Source organism: Rhodococcus sp. JCM 9793 (assembly GCF_055380405.1).
The window spans coordinates 1,580,209-1,597,695 of record NZ_AP043721.1; the positions used below are offsets into that span (position 1 = coordinate 1,580,209).

Here is a 17,487-nt window from a genome sequence, read left to right on the forward strand (position 1 = left end):
GCTCACGGTTTCAGTAGATACAGCGATTTCAGGAGATTCCGGGATGTTGAAGCCGCGACCCGTCGACCACCATCGGATGTTCCTCACCTGCTACGAGGACACCTTCAACTACGGGTGGCATCATGTCGACCTGTTCGTGCACGACGAATACGGCCGCGAGGTCAATTGGGTGCACTGGACGGTCGAGGCGGACGGCCCGGAGGCGGCCGACGAGTCGGTGCGCGGTGAGGAACCGTTACTTCGACGCACGACGCCGTGGGAGCCCGAGTTCAGCGCAGTGGGGGCCCGCTATTGGACCGCCGAGGCAGCGTGGGGAGACACTACGGCATGACCTCCGCGCAGGTGACCACTGATATCCCGGAGGCGACGGTGTACGTCGTCGACGACGACCCCGAGTTGTGCGATTCCGTCGACTGGATACTCGAGAGCATCGGTATCCGGCCGGTGATCTGCCACAGCGCCGACGCATTCCTCGATGTGTACGACGGGTCGACGCCGGCGTGCATCGTCCTCGATGTGCGGATGCCCGGAATGAGCGGCACGCGGCTCCAGGAGAAGATCAACGAATTCGCCCCGCACGTCGTCATCATCTTCGTCTCCGCACACGGCGACATCAGGATGTCCGTCGGGGCGCTGCAGAAGGGGGCGATGGATTTCCTCGAGAAGCCGTACGATCCGCAGCGACTGCTCGACGCCGTGCAGTCCGGTGCGGAGAAGGCCAGAATACGGTTCGCCGAACATGTTTCGCGCACGGTAGTGCAGGGGAAGCTCGAGTGCCTGACTCCGCGGGAGCGGCAGATCCTCGCGCTGGTCGTCGAAGGACTACCCAGCCAGAACATCGCCCGCCGGCTTGGCATGAGCGTCAAGACGGTCGATGTTCATCGCGCCCGAATCAAGAGCAAGACCGATTCCGACAGCATCGGAACCTTCGTCCGGGACCTCCTCCGGTACGGGGTGGAGGTCCCGGACACCGATCGATAGGGCTGTTCAGTAGTAATCGAGCACGAGTCGTGGGCTCTTCGTCCGCGACACGCACACCGCCATGACCTCACCCGATTCCTTCTCGGTTTTCGTGAGCACGTTGTCGCGGTGCTCGGGCGACCCTTCCAGTACCTGCATGATGCAGGTGCCGCAGATCCCTTCTTGGCAGGAGGTGTCGACGTCGCAGCCGTTCTCCTGGAGCACCTCGACGATGCTCTTGTCGGCGGGGATCTCGTAGGTCTCTCCCTCGAGTTCCACTTCGAAGGCCGCGTTCTCGGCCGCGTCGGGCTGCTCGGCGGCGTGGAAATTCTCCAGGTGGACCGCATCGGGCGAAACATGCCGGCCCGCGACCGCGACGACCTTGTCCATGAATTCGTCCGGCCCGCACGTGTAGACGTGCGAGCCGGACGGCACTCCGGCGAGGGCGTCGTCGAGCACCTGCTCTTGGCTCTCACGCGCTACCCCGATGTGGGCGTGCAGCTTGTCGGGGCAACGATCGTTCAGCAACGGCAGAAACGCCGCTTCGGCTTCTGCGCGGGCGAAGTAGTGCAGCTCGAAGCTGATGTCGTGGACGTCCATGTAGCGGGCCATGCTCAACATCGGGGTGATCCCGATACCGGCGGCCACCAGCACGTGGTGCTGTGCGTCGGTCGCGATGCCGAGCAGGTTCCGGGGCTCGCTGATGCGGAGTCTGTCGCCGACCGCGAGTTCGTGCAGTGCGGCTGACCCGCCGCGGGAGTTCGCTTCGCGTTTGACGGCGAACGCGAACGACTCCGCGGCGTCTGGTGTGCTGCACAGAGAGTACTGGCGGGTGATGGCCGTCGGCCCTTCCACGTCGATGTGCGCGCCCGGCAGATAGGTACCCAGCGGTGAACCGTCGGGCTTCTCCAACCGGATCGACTTGATGGTCGGAGTTTCCTGGGTGATGTCGGAGACGATGACGTCGATGAGTGTCATGTCCGTTTCTCCTTGTGTAGCGACAGTGGAAGGGGAAGGACGTCAGCGGACGTACAGTCCGCCGTTGACGTCCCAGCAGGCGCCGGTGACGAAGAAGGCGTCGTCGGCGGCCAGCAACGCGACCGTGTCCGCGATGAACGACGGGCTGCCGAGCCGACCCACCGGGATGCCCGCGATGATGCCTTCGAGCTTGTCGGCCGGGACCGTCCTGCGCACCACGGGCAGATCGTGCGGGCCGGGGGAGACGGCGTTGACCGTCACACCCCGGCTCGCCAGCTCACGCGCGAACACTTTGGTGGTGGTGAGGATGGCGCCCTTGGACGCTGCGTAGTGGCCGCCGGTGGCGGTGCCACCGTTCTGGCCCGCGAGTGACGCCATGTTGACGATCCGTCCGAAACCCTTGTCGGCCATGGCAGCACCGAACACCTGGCATCCGAAGAAGATGCTGTTGACGTTCGTGTTCAGGACGCTCGTGAAATCGTCCTCGGCGAGGGTCATCAGATCGGCGGCTTGGGTGACCGCGGCATTGTTGACGAGGATCGTGGGTGTGCCCCAGGTTTCCTGACACACTGCGAGACCGTCTTCGAACCCGGCCTTGTGGCTCACATCGAGCTCGAGCCCGCGGGCGGTGGATCCGTCCGCGGACAGCTCCGATGCGAGCGCATCGACGGCACCGCCGTCGATATCGGCGAGAAGAACCCGCCGTCCGTCGGTGTGCAGTTTCCGGGCGATGACGGCGCCCATTCCGCCGGCAGCGCCGGTGACGACTGCGATGCCGTGTGTGGTTGTGGTGGTCACGTCAACTCCTCACAACAGGTATCCGGAGGCGCTGACTGCGTCCTCGCTGTCGATGAGGCGGATCACCTTGAGCTCGATCTTGTCGTCACCCTCGTCGTCGAATACGACGGTGTGTGTCAGGTTCGCGCCGAGTGTCAGGAATTCGTTTCGCTTGAACGCGTTGAGAATCTGAGCCGAACGGATAGTGACCGACGTATCGGTGAGCTCGCGCACGGTGAAGCGGGAGATCACCCGGACGGTGCGCGCCGCTGCCACGGCAGACGGCGAGTACCCCTGGAGCATGCGTTCGACACGGAGGCGCCGCAGGCGCTTGTCGTCGTACACCAGGTTGAGCGACGACCCGAAATCCTCGGTGTCCGGGTCGATGGGGACGACGTAGTGGCCGTCGTCGGTGTACATCTGCTCCCACGACTTGTAATCCTTGTCGTCGAGCGCCTCGGCTTCCTTCCAGATGAGCTCGATGGCGCGCAGGACACGGGGGTCCGTAAAGGTGAGATCAGTCATCGCTCATCAACTTCTTCCACATCGCGTAGGCCTCACGCATTCCCGTTTCGTCGGTGACATGGGAAGTGGGCCAGCCTTCTTCGGTGAGATATTCGCGTCCCTCGCCACGGTTGACGAGAATCGGCATGTCGGGATTGCCACCGGCACCGATCTGCACCCGGGTCCAGCCTTCGGCGTCGTCGGGGCTACCGAAACCGAACGGTCCCTGGAAATGCTCGTGGATGCGCAGCCGCTCCCGGTTGACGCTTTCAGGTCCGCCGTCCATGCCGATGGCCATGTGCCAGATCTCGGTTTCGTCGACCGAGATGGGGATGAGGACCCGGAAGAACGACGACGACATCGCCACGTTCGGGAACGTGTTGAGGTTGAACCCGCAGCCGTGCATAGAGCGCATGTAGCGACGAATTCGTTCGGGGCTTTCACCGGCTTCGGTGAGTTCGTCGACGAGATGCTGGAATCGAGGCTGGATCTCTTCGGTACCGTCGTCGATGTCGAGGTCCATGTGGGCGGCGGCCATGATCGCGACACTGTGCCCGTTACCGAGCGAGTGTGTTTCGGCGCTCGGATCGTCCATGAACGACATCATGTTCGCGGTTTCCGCGTCGACCGAGGCCATCCACGACTTGTGGACCATCGGGAAGTGGTAGCCGTCGGTGGTGTTCTCGAGCTGGATCTTCCAGTTGCCCTTGAACCGGAACTTGTGCACGCCGATGACCTTGGTCGGTACACCGTTGCTCTGCTTGAAGAAACGCTCCATCCAGATCTTGGCGTCGCCCAGGAAATCCTCGAGGGGCTCGGCGTCCTGGTTGAACGTCGCCCAGATCATCCCCATGTAGCTCTCGGTGCGCAGGGTCTGGAGCGGGTAGTCCTTCTTGTCGATGACCCCCTCGTACCCATCGGGGTACGGGATGCCGCGCAGGCGCCCGTCGAGAGCATACGACCAGTTGTGGTACGGGCACGTGAAGCCGTTCGCCTTGCCGCTGCGCTGGTCGCACACGGTTGCGCCGCGATGGCGGCAACGATTCAGGAGGGTGTTGAAATTGCCCTTGCGATCGCGGGTCACGATCACCGGTTGGTCGCCCACCTGCGTGGTCTTGAACGAGCCGGCCTCGGGAATTTCGCTCTCGTGCGCGACCCACACCCACGTGCGGTAGAAGATCTTCTCCATCTCCACGCGGAAGATGTCCGGATCGGTGTAGAGCCGGCCGGCGACACGATCGGTGCCGACGAGGTCGCCGTAGTTCTCCTGGATCGAATGCTCGACCGTTGTCATGGTGTTCTTCCTTCGGAATTCGTGACGTGCGGGCGCCCGCATCAGGGCAGGTGGCTCATCGCTGCGGCGGGCAGCGGTGTCGCGAACAATCGCTGCGTACGGAACCGGCGCATGCGGGCGGTGGTGTGAGGGAGTTGTTCGACCTCGAAGTCGATTTCGAGTCGAGCGCACAACAATTCGGCGGTGCCGTCCGTGTAGAGCGAGAGTTGCTGCATGATCCAGCGGCCCCGGGCATCGTGGCCCTCGACATCGATCTGTTCGCTGCCGAGCAGATGCACATTGCGTACGAAGTGGTCTTCCGGCGGAAGATAGTGCGTGACGAGCGCGACCACCTCGCCGCGCCCCCGGGCGATACCGAACTTGTCGGCGTACTCGGGCCCCACACCCTCCCAGGTTGCGTCCGCGGTGAACAGCAGTCCGATCTGGTCGGGATCCTCCATCGGCCCGGGCACGTCGCACAGATCCATGTAGCGGGTCAGGCAGTCGCGGACGGCATCCTTGATCTCGAGCGCGGCAAGACGTTTCTCCACGTCGTTCACCGGATCACAACTCCACGTCGTCCCGGATGGTCAGCTCACGCCCCATCCGCGCTTCGATCTTGAAGTACTTCCACAGTGCGTACTCGCCGATCATGGTGGTGCGAAGAAGGTTACATGCGCTCCTGACCGTCTCTTGATCCTTGGCATCGGCAAGGACATAGCAGGTCCACGGCCAGCCGTCGGACGGCCCGACCATGTGGGCGTCGTCGTCGAAGGTGCCGATGATGTCGATGCCGTCCATGTTCTTCAGGTTCGAGAGCATGGTGGAGATACCGACCCACACCGGGCCGATCTCGGCCTTGGGCAGATCGAAGAAGTTCTGATTGTTGCCGATGCAGAACAGGGTGCGCAACGGTTCGGCCATGACGGCGTCCTTTCGGTTGTGGGCAGGCCCGATCAGGGGAAGCTGGGGATTCCGGCGTCGAGGCCGAGGAGGATCGATCCGGCGGCCTCGAAGGTGTTGGTCTGGAGCATCGCGTGCTGGGCCGGGACGAGCGCGTCCTGCAGATACCGCTGAAGTGGATGACTCTCGTAGATTGCGCCGGTGCCCGCGAGATCGAATGCGGTGAGCACCACGGTGCGGCCCACATGTGCAGCCTGGGTCGCACCCAGTCGGAGCAACGCCTTGTGTTCGTCCGTGATGGGCCGGCCCGATTCGGCCAGCTCCCAGACCTCTTCGGTGACCTCGTAGAAGAACGCCCGCGCCGAGCGCAGATCGGCCTCGGCCTTCGCGAGACCGGTCTTGTAGGCGGGTCGATTTCCCTTGACCGGTCCGCCGGTGATGCTGGAGCGTGCCGAGCCGACCTCGCGCACGTAATCGAGAGCGCCGCGCGCGGCTCCGAGCGTCACGACGGCCAGTACCTGTGCTGCGTACGGAAGAATCGGATATCTGGTGATCGGTTCGTCCACCTGCGGAACGCCGCCGCGCACGAATGTCATCTCCTCGGGCACGAAGAGTCGGTCTGCGCGGACCGCGTGGGAGCCGGTGGCCCTCATACCGGCCACATCCCAGTTCTCCACGATCTCCACGTCGGCCGGGTCCACGAGCGCGGTGAGCGGCATTCCGTCGGTGTCGGGGCCACCTGCGAGACCGATGCCGAGAATGTCGGCACCGCGGCATCCGCTGGCGAACTGCCAGAGCCCGCTGCACAGGTAGCCGCCGTCCACCTTCTCGGCTTCCTGCATCGGGAACAGGCCGCCGGCGTAGGCGAGGTCCGGTCCGTCGGCGTAGATCTTCGCTTGCGTCGCGACCGGGAGGGCCGAGAAATACACAAGTGACGATCCGAAGCTCGCAACCCAGCCCGTGGCCGGGTCCACCGCGGAGATCCGCTCGACGAGCTTCATGAACGACGACGGATCCATCGGTTCGCCACCGAACTGCGCCGGCGTCGACGCCCGGTACATTCCGGCGCGCTTGAGCATGGCAATGTAATCGGGCGGGACGAAGTGTTGCTGGTTGAACTCGTCTCGTCGGTCGCACAGCACTTCGAGCGCATCTTCGAACGCCCGGTCCCGTGCCGCGCCTACCGGCTCGGCCGCGATCCGTTCGGTGATGCTGGGGATCGTCATCTCGTCTCCGTTCGATACGTGTTCGCGCTGATGAACACGCTATGGACGACGAGACTGCGGCGGTATCGGGATTTTCTCCCGAGGTCATAAGGTAATTCCTTATGGCGGATGAGGCGCATCGTGTTCGATGATGGGCCGTCACAGTCTCGGAGGTGTTGATCGATGTTCCCGACGCGACGCGACTTCCAGGCGATGGCGGAACACACTCAGACGGGCATTCTCATCCACGAGGCTGCGTCGAAGAACATCCTGTGGGCGAATCCCGCCGCTTGCCGGATGTTCGGATTCACGCTCGAGGAGTTGCGTCCGCTCAAGGCACACCACATGAGCAGCCAGGAACGGCAGTATCGCCGGGCACTCGGTGTCGCGTGGTTGCAGTCAGCCGTGGTGCACGGGTCGAGTCACCGGCAGTGGAAGTACCGGACCAAGGCGGGCGTCGACTTCCTCACCGACGCCACCGCGTCGCTCATGCAGTTCCAGGACGGCCCGGTGGTGATGGTCGAGTTCCGCAACATCTCGGAGGAGGTCGAAATCCAGCAGGAACTGAGCTGGGTCTCGCAGTCGCTGCAGCGGATCATGACCCACACCTCGGCCGGAATTCTGGTGCTCGACGACGACAACTGTATCGAAGACATCTCCCCGCTCGCCGCGCAGCTGTTCGATTCGACACCCGATCGACTCATGGGTGTCCACCTCGAAGACCTCGGCCGGTGCGACCCGACGCTGAACTCCGAGCAGGTGGTGGCCAAACTTGCGTCCGGACACGGATCCGTCAATATCACGCAGAAGATCACGAAATCGAACGGAAGTACCACCTGGCTGGCCGGTGAACTCGAGGATGTGGTGCACGACGGGATCGTCTCCCGTGTGCTGGCCGTCCGGGACGTGACGGATCGCGTCGAACTGGAACAGCGACACGAGTATCAGGAGGCGAACCTCCAGTATCTGAGTCGCTACAACGCGATGGGCGACATGGCGATGATCCTTGCCCACGAACTCGGGCAGCCCCTCGCCGCGTCGTCGAACTATCTGAGCGGACTGAAGGCGCGTGTCGCGGGAGGCACCCTCGACCGGGAGCAGCTCTCGTACGGACTGGACATGGCGGAAAAGCAACTGAGCCGCGCCGCGGAGATCGTGGCGTCCGTCAAACGGTATGTCAGACGAATCGAATCAACGATGTCTGCACTGGATCTCAACGAGGTTGTCGAAGAGAGCCTGTATTTCGTTCGGCTGCGTGCCGCTGAACGAGGCGTGTGCGTCAACGTCGACCCGACGGACGAACCACTGCCCGTTCAGGGTGAAAGCGTGCTGATCGGTCAGGTGATCATCAACCTGTGCTTCAACGCGATCGACGAAATCGTGCTGCCGACCACCGAGGTCAAGGAATTGAAGATCAACACCTGGCGTGACGAGAATTGGGCCTGCGTGTCTGTGTCGGACGGGGGCAGGGGAATGGAGAGAGCCCCTGAGAATCGGCTGGCATCGGGTGCATTTTCTGCGAAACAGGACGGGTCGGGTCTCGGTTTGATCCTGTCCGAGCACATCATCGAACGGCATGGCGGCGACATCCGGTTCCTCGCGAACGAACCGCGCGGCACCGAGGTGCGGTTGCGTCTGCCGATTTCTGTGCACGTAGCACCATTTCACTGAGTTCGCAATCGGTAACAGCTCGGGGCTGGTTACCGATTCACTTCCGACCGTCCAAACAACGTGGAAGGCTTCACTTCATGAAACGCAAGTTCGTCACGGTTGTAATAGGCTGTGCTGCTGCCATTCTCCTAGCTCCGGCGACGGCGAGTGCTGTTCCCACGGGTAGTTCCGCTCCTGCAACGGGGAGCGCCGCGGAGTTGCCGCGCATGGTTCAGGTGGCAATCGGATGTCTCCTCGACGGGACTCCCCCTTCCTTGTGCGGCTACGCAGACGGCGGCTACAACGCCCCGGGTGCTCCTCCCTTCCCCGGCTGACCTGATCGAATCTGTTGGTGTACTCGTGGTCCAGGCGTTCTGGTCCACATGATCACCAGCATTCCTCCGCTTTTGCGGGTTTCCGTTGGTTCAGAACCAACGGAAACCCGCGGAACGAGAGGAAGGGCTCCTCGCCGCAGGCCGCAACCGTGCAGGTCTCGACGAACTCGCCGTCGCGATCGCTGACGGTCGGATGATGGAGGCTCCCCGTATCGTTCCGCTTGTCGACATCGAATCGGCCTGGGCAGATGCGGATCGCCCGGAGAACGCGTTGTTGTCGTTCCCTGATTGACCTATGAACGGCTGCGGATACTCGAAGTGTCCGAGATGACGGTTACTGTCCGATATTTCGGTACACCCACCGTCGACGCCGAACCTGCTTTACGCCACTTAGCTAGATTGCTAGCATGCTTGCTGTGGGTGACGTCAAGCAGTTCAATGTGTATTTGCCGGTCGATCTGATCAAGCAGATCAAACATCGCGCGATCGAGGACGAAACATCGCTGTCCGCGTTGGTGACCGAGGCGATGCGCGCCTACCTCGACACCCACGAGTAGCGCTCGTGTTCCTCCGGAAGGGAGATCGAAATGACAACCGCCGGCATCGAAGCCGTGTATCTGACGACCCACAACTGGGGTAAGTCGGCGAAGTTCTTCCAGCAGCTGGGCTTCACCTTGGAGTTCGAGACCGACCACGCCTCCGGGCAGCTCCGCGCGGGCGACGGTCCCTACATGTTCATCGCCGAGGTCCCTGAAAGCGAGCAGCCGCAGATCCGACTCGTTCTGAATGTGCCCCACGCTGATGCATTTGATCCGGATCCCATAGTCGACGTGGTCACACCATTCGAGGACACCCACTTCGGAACTCGCGAGATGACCGTACGCGATCCCGATGGGCGACTCTGGAGCCTCCAAGCTTCCGGCCCGGGACGACACGCAGAGGTGGATCAGCATGGCGAATGAGCAGATCGAGGCGCCGGAGAACACGGCCGAACGTGTCGCACTGTGGCGTGCGATGCACGTCCAGGTGGATCCACCGCCGCACGTACTCGAAGATGAGGTCGGCCTGCGGCTTCTTGCGCCTGACGGTGATTGGCCACGTCGCCCGGACATGGACCCGCAGGCGACCAGCGGCTTCCGCGCGGCAATCGTGGGCCGCGCTCGATTCATCGAGGACCTCGTGATCGAGCAGGCAGAACTGGGCGTGACTCAGTACGTGATCCTGGGCGCCGGTCTCGATACCTTCGCCCAGCGCCGACCGGATGTTGCCGCGAAGATGGAGGTGTTCGAGGTAGATCAACCGGGCCCGCAGGCGTGGAAGCGTCGGCGCCTGATCGAACTCGGGTACGGCGTTCCGGACCGGCTTCATCTCGTGCCGGTCGACTTCGAGTAAAACGAAAGCTGGCGGGAGAAGCTGTCCGACGAGGGCTTCGACCCGAATCTTCCGGCGGTTGTCGTCTCCACAGGTGTGTCCCACTATCTCACCAGGGATGCCACCGCGGCGACACTTCGTCAGGTCGCCGGGCTTGCAGCCGGGTCGACGCTGGCAATGACCTTTCTGTTGCCCACCGATCTGGTCGACGAGACCGACCGGGCCGGCCTCGAGACCAGTGAAAAGGGGGCCAAGGCGTCCGGAACACCGTTCGTCAGTTTCTATACACCTTCCGAAATGCTGGCTCTCGCCCGCGAAGCGGGACTCACGGATGGCCGACACGTCGCGGGGGCATCGCTTGCTGTCCGCTACTTCGCCGACAGGGCCGACGGTCTGCGCCCGTCGAGCGGGGAGGACATTCTGGTGGCGACCATCTGACGGTGGCTCTCATGGTGAGCGAGTGAATCCGCCTTCTCATTCGTCGAAACCCGGCGCCGCGCGGAAGGGGATGGGCGACCCCGAGCGGACTCGTTGAACGTCGATGGGTCGGGTGTTACTGTCGCGCGTGTAGATACCGAGATTATGTGTGTATATAACGCACACTATGCCGCTCGCTCGGTCGACGAACGGAGTGATCATGCCGCTTGCTCTCTGCGCTTCGTCGCACTCGCCGTTGATCGGCCTGCACGACCCGGAGGCAGGCATTGCCGACGAGGTACACGCGCAGCTCGCAGGTGCACGCGCGTTCGTGGAGGAGTTCGATCCCGAACTCGTGTTGGTCTTCGCGCCCGACCACTACAACGGCTTCCTGTACGAACTGATGCCCCCGTTCTGTGTGGGTGCGGCAGCGACATCCGTGGGCGACTACGGGCTGCCGACAGGATCGCTACCTGTCGACCGCGACGCCGCCTACGTCCTCGCGCGACACGCGCTCGAGTCGGGCGTCGATGTTGCGCTGTCGGAGTCGATGCAGGTCGACCACGGATTCGTTCAACCGCTGCTGTTCCTGTTCGGTTCCGTGGAGAAGCTCCCACCTCTGATTCCGGTGTTCATCAACTGTGTGGCCGAGCCGCTCGGCCCCGCAAGCCGAGCGCGTCTACTGGGGGAGGCTGCTGGGCGAGCGCTGGCGGAGTCGGGGAAGCGAGTGCTGATCGTCGGATCGGGTGGTCTCTCCCACGACCCGCCGGTTCCCCGCATGGAAATCGCCACCCCGGAAGTTGCCGAACGAATTACACACGGGCGCAACCCCACTGCCGAGCAGCGTCGGGTGCGGGAATCCCGCACTGTCGCCGCGGCGGGGGCGTTCGCGTCGGGATCAACCGATTTTCACGACCTCAACCCCGAGTTCGACGCTTTCGTGCTCGATGCGTTCGAGTCGGGCGACACCACTGCGTTCGACGAAAAGTCGACAGAGTGGTTCGCCGAGGAAGGTGGCCATTCCGCTCATGAGATCCGTACCTGGATCGCCGCCTACGCCGCGCTGTCCACTCAGGGCGAATACGAGATGACACGCCGTTACTACCGCCCGATCAAAGAGTGGTTTGCCGGATTCGCCGTCACCACTGCTATACCGAAAACCACTGCAATAACGAAGGAGTGTGCGGCGCAATGACGATCTGGGGCGACCTCGGCACGGTGGCACACACGATCTCGTACCGCGAGATCGAAGGATGGCGGACCCGCGTGCTGCGCGCGGGCTCCGGGCCCGCGCTCGTGCTCATGCACGGCACGGGCGGGCATTTGGAAGCCTTCTCGCGAAACATCCCTGCGCTCTCCGAGCATTTCACCGTCATCGCCTACGACTTCCCCGGGCAGGGCTACACGACCCCGACCGAGCGTGATCTCGAGATCGACTCCTACGTAGGGCATCTCGCCGCGCTACTGGATGATCTGGATCTGGATCGCGTGCACCTGTCCGGCGAGTCGCTCGGTGGTTGGGTGGCAATCAAATTCGCTGTCGAATACCCTCACCGGCTGGAGCGCATCGTGCTCAACACGCCAGGCGGGACCATGGCAGCACCGGAGGTGATGGCGCGGATCAGGGACTTGAGCCAGGCGGCTGCCGACGATCCTTCGGAGGAACGCATCCGGGCGCGTCTCGAGTGGCTCATGGCCGATCCTGCGAGTGTCACCGATGAACTCGTCGCGTGCCGTCGCGCGATCTATTCGCGGCCCGGGTTCGCCGAGTCGATGCGACATGTCCTGTGCTTGCAGGATCCCGAGGTGCGGCGGCGCAACATGGTCACCGATGCCGACCTGGCCGCGGTGGCAGCACCGGCGCTGGTGATCTGGACCAGCGACGATCCGTCCGGTCCTGCGGGGGCCGGCATGGACATGGCCGACAAGATGCCGAACGGCCAGTTTCTCTTCATCGACGGTGCCGGGCACTGGCCGCAGTGGGAGCAGCAGGAGATCTGCGACAAGGCCGTGATCGGTTTCCTCTCCGGCGACGCATGACGGCGCTCAACTCTCGAGCACTGCCTTGGTGATCTCCTCCGCGGCCCGCACGACCTCCGGCGCAGCCGTGGCCAATTGATTCTCGCGATGGCTCATGAGCGTCAGGCACGCCGCGGGGTGTGAGTTCGCGACCGGGGCGGCGACCGCGTAGGCGCCGGACTCGACCTCACCCGAGCTCGTGGCGTATCCGCGCTGCCGTGCTTCGGCGACGGCTTCGGGCTCGCCCGGAAGTACAGGCCCGGCGGCCAGTAGCGCGTAGCCGGCGGCACCGCGATCCAGCGGCGTCCGCATACCGGCGCGGAAAGCGATGTGCTGGAGCACGGTCACGGGCTCCACCACCTCGATCGAGACGGCTTCTTCGCCCTCGACGACGAACAGGTGCACGGTGCAGCCGGCCTGGTCGGCGAGGCGCCGCATCACCGGGGTGGCAATCTCGCGCAGCGCCGGCAGGTAGGACGTAGAGAGGGCCGCGAGGAGCGCTCCGGGGCGATAGCTGCCGTCGGATCCGTGCGTCACGAAGCCGAAGTCGCGCAATGTCTGCAGAATTCGGTACGCGATCGAGCGGTGGACGTCGAGTTCGCCGGCAAGGCGTTGAACGGTCATGCCGTCGGGGGAGTCCACCACGGCGAGCAGTGCGGTGAGTCCGCGAGCCAGCGTCCGGCTTCCGACTTGAGGGGCAGGCTGCTGGCGCCCGTTCGACGTCGTCATTCAGCGCACGCCCGTGAGCAAGAAATACAACATGGAACTCATTATATGCACTTCAACGGCGATGTCGGTGTTGACACTATAGCTCCACATTCGACATAGTACGTGTGGATATAGAAGCTCGGTGTTCGATAAATACAACACACTGATGCAAGGGGAGTGCCCGTGACCGACGGTCGAGAACGATCCACTTCGGAGTTGGCTGCCGTCGATGTGCTAATCGTGGGGGCAGGGCCCGTCGGGCTCACCCTGGCGAACATCCTGGGGGGCCGGGGCTTGCAGGTTCTCATCGCGGAGGAACGCGACGTCCTTATCGACTACCCGCGCGGTGTGGGCCTGGACGATGAATCCATGCGCGCATTCCAGGGCATCGGTCTGTCGAAAAACGTCGAACAGCACCTCATTCCGAATCAGATCCTGCGATTCGTCAACGGCAAGGGTGAGCTTCTCGCTGAGATGGCACCGAGTCAGGCGCAGTTCGGCTGGCCGCGACGCAACGGATTCGTCCAACCCCTCGTGGACGCCGAACTCCTCGAGGGGCTCGGGCGCTTCGACACCGTCGAGGTGTGCTGGTCGGCCCCGATGCAGTCGATGCGCGAAGACGGCGACAGTGTCGTCGTCGAACTCCTCGAAGGTGGCGTATCTCGTGAGGTGCGTGCGCGATATGTGGTCGGATGTGACGGAGGTAAGAGCCGAACCCGTCACATCATCGGGACCGCGTTCGACGGTGTCACGTCGTCCACACGCTGGCTCGTCGTGGACCTCGCCCACGATCCCCTCGGCTCACCGAACAGCTACGTCGGAGCCGACCCCGGCCGGCCCTACGCTTCCATTTCCATCGCCCACGGCATCCGTCGCTTCGAGTTCATGCTCATGGACGACGAGCACGACAGCGAGGTCGACGACATCGGCTTCGTGCGCACACTCCTCGGCCTGCACATCCCACGCCCGGAGGACGCCGAGATCATCGCGTACCGCATCTACACCCACCACTCGCGGATCGCAGGAGAGTTCGGCCGCGGACGCATCTTCATCGCGGGCGACGCCGCCCACCTCATGCCCGTCTGGCAAGGGCAGGGATACAACAGCGGCGTGCGCGACGCAGTCAACCTCGGCTGGAAACTCGCCGCAGTGTGCTCCGGGCAGGCCGACCCCGACCTGTTGGCCACTTACGACACGGAGCGACGCGGACATGCCCGAGCCATGATCGACCTGTCGACCATGGTCGGCCGGGTGATCTCGGTGCGCGACAAGCGACTGGCCTGGCTCCGCGACCGGGTCCTCCGCTCGGCGTCGGCACTCCCCACCCTCAAGCGGTACATCCTCGAGATGCGGTTCAAGCCGATGCCGCGATACGAGACCGGGGCAGTGGTACCTCTCCCCGGCAACGACTCGCCGGTCGGCAGGATGTTCATCCAGCCGGAGGTCGTCACGGAGAACGGCCGGTGCCGTCTCGACGAGGCGCTCGGAAACTGGTTCGCGGTGCTCTGCTGGAACAACGACCCGACCGCGGTTCTCGACAAGCCCAGTGTGGAGGCGTGGCGCAAGATCGGTGCGCGGCTCGTTGCCGTCGTTCCCGCTGCTCAGGTGGGGCAGGCTTCGTACGGAGACGACGTGACCGTGATCGGCGACCCGGGGCAGCTCAAGGCGTGGTTCGACGTCCACCGCGAGTCCGTCCTGTTCCTGCGGCCCGATCGGTTTGTCGCCGCTGCCGGCATCGCGCAGGACGCGAGCCTGCTTTCGACGCAGCTGCTGAGTGCTCTGCGCATGGAGAAGTACGTGGCCGACAGCCCGTCGGATGCGGCCGCAGGCTGACGACCGCTGACCTTTCGCTGGAGAGTCCGACTATTTGCTTGACGATGGCACCTGTTCTGAGGAACAGTGTCCAATGACGAGACACATCGTCTATCGAACTGGGTGGCCGCTGATCCGACAGGCGTGAGGAATCTCGAATGAACGAAGGCCAGGGAAGCCGGAGCGGCACACTTCCGCTCGAGGACTTCGTCGTCATCGACCTCTCCGTCGGCGTCGCCGGCGGCTACGGGACGAGACTCCTGGCAGACGGGGGCGCCACGGTCCTGAAAGTGGAAGCCGCGGAAGGCGACCCGTTGCGCCTCTGGTCCGGCTCGGGGGCTGCGATCGGGGACGGGGAGAGCGGCCCGCTCTTTCAGTTCTTGGCGGGCGGAAAGGAAAGCTGCGTCATCGATCCCGAATCCGTGGATGTCGCGGAGCAGGTCGGGCGGCTGCTGGCGAGAGCCGATGCGGTGATCTGGTCGGCGGATTCCCCGTTCGCGAACATCGCTGAACTGCATCCGAAGCGGTTGGAAGCGCGCCATCCACACTTGGTTATCGTGTCGATCAGCCCCTTCGGACTCGAAGGTCCGTGGAGCGACAGAGCCGCAACCGAATTCACGCTGCAAGCGTGGTCCGGCGCGATCGTCGGCCTCGGCCGTGGCGCACCCGACCGCGCGCCTGTTCAGGTGGGAGGCCGGGTGGGGCAGTTCGTGACCGGTACCTACACCGCCATCGGAGCACTGACCGGACGTGTGAATTCGCGCCGTACGGGTCGCGGGTGCCTCATAGACCTCTCGATGCTCGAAGCGATCGTGCTGAGCCTGACGTACTACCCCGTCACCTACCACGATGTGATGGAGCGGCCATGGCGCACCGAACGCGCACTGGTGCTTCCCGGCGTCCAGCAGGCAGCCGATGGGCTGGTCGGAATAGCGTGCGGGACACTGCAGCAGCGCCAGGACCTCTACGTGATGATGGATCACGCGGAATGGATAGAGGACGACGCCATCATGTCCCGCCCAGCAGAGGTGTCGCCCCTGATCGCCGAATGGGTAGCCGAGCGCACCGTCGACGAAATCCGAGAACTGGCGATCGCCTTCCGTATCCCGAACGCTCCCGTCGCAGATCCCAGCAATGTCGCCACACTCGACCACTTCGAAGCGCGCAACGTGTTCGTCGAGAACCCGCACGGGAATTTTCTGCAGCCTCGCCAACCCTTCCAGGTGTCGTCGTTCGCTTGGGCCGCGCCGCAACCGCCACCGGCTCTCGGCGCACACCACGACCGGCTCGGCCCCGTGCGCACACACAACGGCGGCAGCAGTGGCACTTTGCCATTTTCCGGGTTGCGGGTGCTCGACATGACGGCGTTCTGGGCCGGCCCCACCTCGACCCACCTGTTGGCCCTGCTCGGCGCCGACGTCATTCACCTCGAGTCCGTTGTGCGTCCGGACGGCGGCAGGCTCGTCGGCGGGGTGTCGGGCGACATCGACATGTGGTGGGAGCGTTCGCCGATCCATCTCGGCGGGAATGCCGACAAGAAGAGTGTCACGATCGACTTCACCACCGATGAGGGGCACGAGCTACTCGAGCGGCTCATCGAAACGTGCGACGTCATCGTGGAGAACTTCACGCCGCGGGTGCTCGATCAGGCCGGACTGGACTACGAGCGAGTGAAGGAGATCAGACCCGACATCGTGATGGTGCGCATGCCGGGCTTCGGGCTCGACGGCCCCTGGCGCGACATCGCCGCCTTCGCCTACTCGATCGAGGATGCCGCGGGCCTGACTTGGATGACGGGCTACCCCGACCGGAACCCGCTCGAACCCTCCTGCATCGGCGACCCGAACGCCGGCATGCACGCAGTGTGCGGTCTGTTGCTCGCGCTCGAACACCGCACGGCCACAGGCGAAGGTGCGCTTGTCGAAGCGTCGATGATCGATGCGGCACTGAGCATCACCGCCGAGCAGATCATCGAATACACCGCGACCGGCTCGATCCTGACGCGCCAGGGAAACCGAGGGCCGGATGCCGCTCCGCAAGGACTGTATCGGGCGAAGGACGTCGACGAGTTCGGCCGCCTCGACAGCTGGGTCGCGCTCGCCGTCGAGAACGACACGCAATGGTGTTCACTTGTGGATGCGTTGAGCGAGGTCCCCGAGTTCCGGGATTCGCGCTTCGCGTCCGCCGCCGGGCGTCTCGAACATCACGACGAGATCGACAAACTGATGCAGGCCTGGTGTGAGGGCCGGGATTCCGAGCGCATCGTCGACCTGCTGTGGAGTGCCGGTGTCCCCGTAGCGAAGATGATGCAGCCGCACCGCCAGACCGAGATCGAGCAGCTCAACGCGCGAAAGTTCTTCGAGGACATGGAACATCCTGTCGCAGACCGTTATCGGCAGAGCACGCTGCCGTTCACCATGACCGGACTCCCCGAGCGGCTGACGCAGCACCCGGCGCCGCTGCTCGGGCAACACAACGAGGACGAGCTGAAAGCGCTGGGCGTCACCGACGGCGAACTGCGTGTATTGGAAGAAAGCGGAGTGATCGGCCGGGCTCCCGCTCGGTAACCAAGTAC

General features: G+C 63.9%; 18 protein-coding genes and 1 pseudogene. 11 read left to right on the plus strand and 8 right to left on the minus strand.

Annotation, left to right across the window (positions count from 1 at the left end; translation table 11 throughout):
• Positions 1-43 precede the first annotated feature (43 nt).
• Together ACZ46K_RS09635 and ACZ46K_RS09640 are read left to right on the plus strand one after the other, a co-directional pair.
• On the plus strand, positions 44-331 hold the full coding sequence (locus tag ACZ46K_RS09635) for a hypothetical protein (protein WP_054805552.1): 288 nt from the start codon (positions 44-46) through the stop codon (positions 329-331).
• Positions 328-981 carry a response regulator transcription factor gene (locus tag ACZ46K_RS09640; protein ID WP_054805553.1) on the plus strand — a complete coding sequence of 218 codons (654 nt, stop codon included), beginning with the start codon at positions 328-330 and terminating at the stop codon, positions 979-981. The genes ACZ46K_RS09635 and ACZ46K_RS09640 overlap by 4 nt, the downstream gene beginning before the upstream one ends.
• A 6-nt stretch (positions 982-987) precedes the next feature.
• On the opposite strand, the gene ACZ46K_RS09645 is transcribed toward ACZ46K_RS09640, so the two are convergent.
• The 7 genes from ACZ46K_RS09645 to ACZ46K_RS09675 are packed head-to-tail and all read right to left on the minus strand — an operon-like array spanning position 988 to position 6,621.
• A complete protein-coding gene (locus tag ACZ46K_RS09645) occupies positions 988-1,938 on the minus strand; it encodes a PDR/VanB family oxidoreductase (protein ID WP_054805554.1) in 951 nt (316 codons plus the stop codon).
• A gap of 42 nt (positions 1,939-1,980) precedes the next feature.
• The gene (locus tag ACZ46K_RS09650) at positions 1,981-2,736 is read right to left on the minus strand and encodes an SDR family NAD(P)-dependent oxidoreductase (RefSeq protein ID WP_464747882.1); all 756 of its coding nucleotides are present in this window, start codon (positions 2,734-2,736) and stop codon (positions 1,981-1,983) included.
• Positions 2,737-2,745: 9 nt separating this feature from the next.
• Positions 2,746-3,240, minus strand: coding sequence for an aromatic-ring-hydroxylating dioxygenase subunit beta (locus ACZ46K_RS09655; RefSeq protein WP_054805555.1), 495 nt, complete (start codon positions 3,238-3,240; stop codon positions 2,746-2,748).
• Positions 3,233-4,513: an aromatic ring-hydroxylating oxygenase subunit alpha gene (locus ACZ46K_RS09660; protein WP_464747885.1), complete on the minus strand. Its 1,281-nt coding sequence runs from the start codon at positions 4,511-4,513 to the stop codon at positions 3,233-3,235. The genes ACZ46K_RS09655 and ACZ46K_RS09660 overlap by 8 nt, the downstream gene beginning before the upstream one ends.
• Before the next feature lie 41 nt (positions 4,514-4,554).
• Positions 4,555-5,052: a nuclear transport factor 2 family protein gene (locus ACZ46K_RS09665; protein WP_464747887.1), complete on the minus strand. Its 498-nt coding sequence runs from the start codon at positions 5,050-5,052 to the stop codon at positions 4,555-4,557.
• A gap of 4 nt (positions 5,053-5,056) precedes the next feature.
• A complete protein-coding gene (locus ACZ46K_RS09670; protein ID WP_464747889.1) occupies positions 5,057-5,416 on the minus strand; it encodes a hypothetical protein in 360 nt (119 codons plus the stop codon).
• A 32-nt stretch (positions 5,417-5,448) separates the two neighbouring features.
• Positions 5,449-6,621, minus strand: a complete 1,173-nt coding sequence (locus ACZ46K_RS09675) for an acyl-CoA dehydrogenase family protein (protein WP_464747891.1) — start codon at positions 6,619-6,621, stop codon at positions 5,449-5,451.
• Between the two features lie 162 nt (positions 6,622-6,783).
• On the opposite strand from ACZ46K_RS09675, the gene ACZ46K_RS09680 reads away from it, so the two are divergent.
• The 7 genes and pseudogenes from ACZ46K_RS09680 to ACZ46K_RS09710 all read left to right on the plus strand — a co-directional run bounded on the left by ACZ46K_RS09680 (position 6,784) and on the right by ACZ46K_RS09710 (position 12,413).
• Positions 6,784-8,271 (plus strand): PAS domain S-box protein, encoded by a 1,488-nt coding sequence (locus ACZ46K_RS09680; protein ID WP_464747893.1) that lies wholly within the window; start codon positions 6,784-6,786, stop codon positions 8,269-8,271.
• 399 nt (positions 8,272-8,670) lie between these two features.
• Entirely contained in the window at positions 8,671-8,877 is a 207-nt protein-coding gene (locus tag ACZ46K_RS09685; protein ID WP_464747895.1) for a hypothetical protein, read from the plus strand.
• Positions 8,878-9,001: 124 nt separating this feature from the next.
• On the plus strand, positions 9,002-9,142 hold the full coding sequence (locus tag ACZ46K_RS09690) for a ribbon-helix-helix domain-containing protein (protein ID WP_464749279.1): 141 nt from the start codon (positions 9,002-9,004) through the stop codon (positions 9,140-9,142).
• 30 nt (positions 9,143-9,172) lie between these two features.
• The gene (locus ACZ46K_RS09695) at positions 9,173-9,547 is read left to right on the plus strand and encodes a VOC family protein (protein WP_054805559.1); all 375 of its coding nucleotides are present in this window, start codon (positions 9,173-9,175) and stop codon (positions 9,545-9,547) included.
• Positions 9,537-10,394 (plus strand): annotated as a pseudogene (locus tag ACZ46K_RS09700) (class I SAM-dependent methyltransferase). The gene ACZ46K_RS09695 and the pseudogene ACZ46K_RS09700 overlap by 11 nt, the downstream one beginning before the upstream one ends.
• 199 nt (positions 10,395-10,593) lie before the next feature.
• The gene (locus tag ACZ46K_RS09705; protein ID WP_464747897.1) at positions 10,594-11,568 is read left to right on the plus strand and encodes a 3-carboxyethylcatechol 2,3-dioxygenase; all 975 of its coding nucleotides are present in this window, start codon (positions 10,594-10,596) and stop codon (positions 11,566-11,568) included.
• Positions 11,565-12,413, plus strand: a complete 849-nt coding sequence (locus ACZ46K_RS09710) for an alpha/beta fold hydrolase (protein ID WP_054805560.1) — start codon at positions 11,565-11,567, stop codon at positions 12,411-12,413. The genes ACZ46K_RS09705 and ACZ46K_RS09710 overlap by 4 nt, the downstream gene beginning before the upstream one ends.
• Before the next feature lie 6 nt (positions 12,414-12,419).
• Here the strand turns inward: ACZ46K_RS09710 and ACZ46K_RS09715 are convergent, their stop codons facing one another.
• Positions 12,420-13,121: an IclR family transcriptional regulator gene (locus ACZ46K_RS09715; RefSeq protein WP_464747899.1), complete on the minus strand. Its 702-nt coding sequence runs from the start codon at positions 13,119-13,121 to the stop codon at positions 12,420-12,422.
• Positions 13,122-13,283: 162 nt separating this feature from the next.
• Between ACZ46K_RS09715 and mhpA the strand changes: the two genes are divergently transcribed.
• Positions 13,284-14,933, plus strand: a complete 1,650-nt coding sequence (gene mhpA, locus ACZ46K_RS09720; RefSeq protein WP_054810523.1) for a bifunctional 3-(3-hydroxy-phenyl)propionate/3-hydroxycinnamic acid hydroxylase MhpA — start codon at positions 13,284-13,286, stop codon at positions 14,931-14,933.
• 137 nt (positions 14,934-15,070) lie between these two features.
• Positions 15,071-17,479: a CaiB/BaiF CoA-transferase family protein gene (locus tag ACZ46K_RS09725; RefSeq protein WP_464747901.1), complete on the plus strand. Its 2,409-nt coding sequence runs from the start codon at positions 15,071-15,073 to the stop codon at positions 17,477-17,479.
• The last annotated feature ends 8 nt before the right edge of the window (positions 17,480-17,487 follow it).

What these genes read in the sequence shown, in the direction of transcription:
- ACZ46K_RS09675 (WP_464747891.1), bottom strand. Translation starts at nt 6,621, where the DNA reads ATGACGATCCCCAGCATCACCGAACGGATCGCGGCCGAGCCGGTAGGC.
- ACZ46K_RS09715 (WP_464747899.1), bottom strand. Translation starts at nt 13,121, where the DNA reads ATGACGACGTCGAACGGGCGCCAGCAGCCTGCCCCTCAAGTCGGAAGC.
- ACZ46K_RS09640 (WP_054805553.1), top strand. Translation starts at nt 328, where the DNA reads ATGACCTCCGCGCAGGTGACCACTGATATCCCGGAGGCGACGGTGTAC.
- ACZ46K_RS09705 (WP_464747897.1), top strand. Translation starts at nt 10,594, where the DNA reads ATGCCGCTTGCTCTCTGCGCTTCGTCGCACTCGCCGTTGATCGGCCTG.
- ACZ46K_RS09645 (WP_054805554.1), bottom strand. Translation starts at nt 1,938, where the DNA reads ATGACACTCATCGACGTCATCGTCTCCGACATCACCCAGGAAACTCCG.
- ACZ46K_RS09695 (WP_054805559.1), top strand. Translation starts at nt 9,173, where the DNA reads ATGACAACCGCCGGCATCGAAGCCGTGTATCTGACGACCCACAACTGG.
- ACZ46K_RS09680 (WP_464747893.1), top strand. Translation starts at nt 6,784, where the DNA reads ATGTTCCCGACGCGACGCGACTTCCAGGCGATGGCGGAACACACTCAG.
- ACZ46K_RS09635 (WP_054805552.1), top strand. Translation starts at nt 44, where the DNA reads ATGTTGAAGCCGCGACCCGTCGACCACCATCGGATGTTCCTCACCTGC.
- ACZ46K_RS09725 (WP_464747901.1), top strand. Translation starts at nt 15,071, where the DNA reads ATGAACGAAGGCCAGGGAAGCCGGAGCGGCACACTTCCGCTCGAGGAC.
- ACZ46K_RS09660 (WP_464747885.1), bottom strand. Translation starts at nt 4,513, where the DNA reads ATGACAACGGTCGAGCATTCGATCCAGGAGAACTACGGCGACCTCGTC.
- ACZ46K_RS09655 (WP_054805555.1), bottom strand. Translation starts at nt 3,240, where the DNA reads ATGACTGATCTCACCTTTACGGACCCCCGTGTCCTGCGCGCCATCGAG.
- ACZ46K_RS09710 (WP_054805560.1), top strand. Translation starts at nt 11,565, where the DNA reads ATGACGATCTGGGGCGACCTCGGCACGGTGGCACACACGATCTCGTAC.
- ACZ46K_RS09670 (WP_464747889.1), bottom strand. Translation starts at nt 5,416, where the DNA reads ATGGCCGAACCGTTGCGCACCCTGTTCTGCATCGGCAACAATCAGAAC.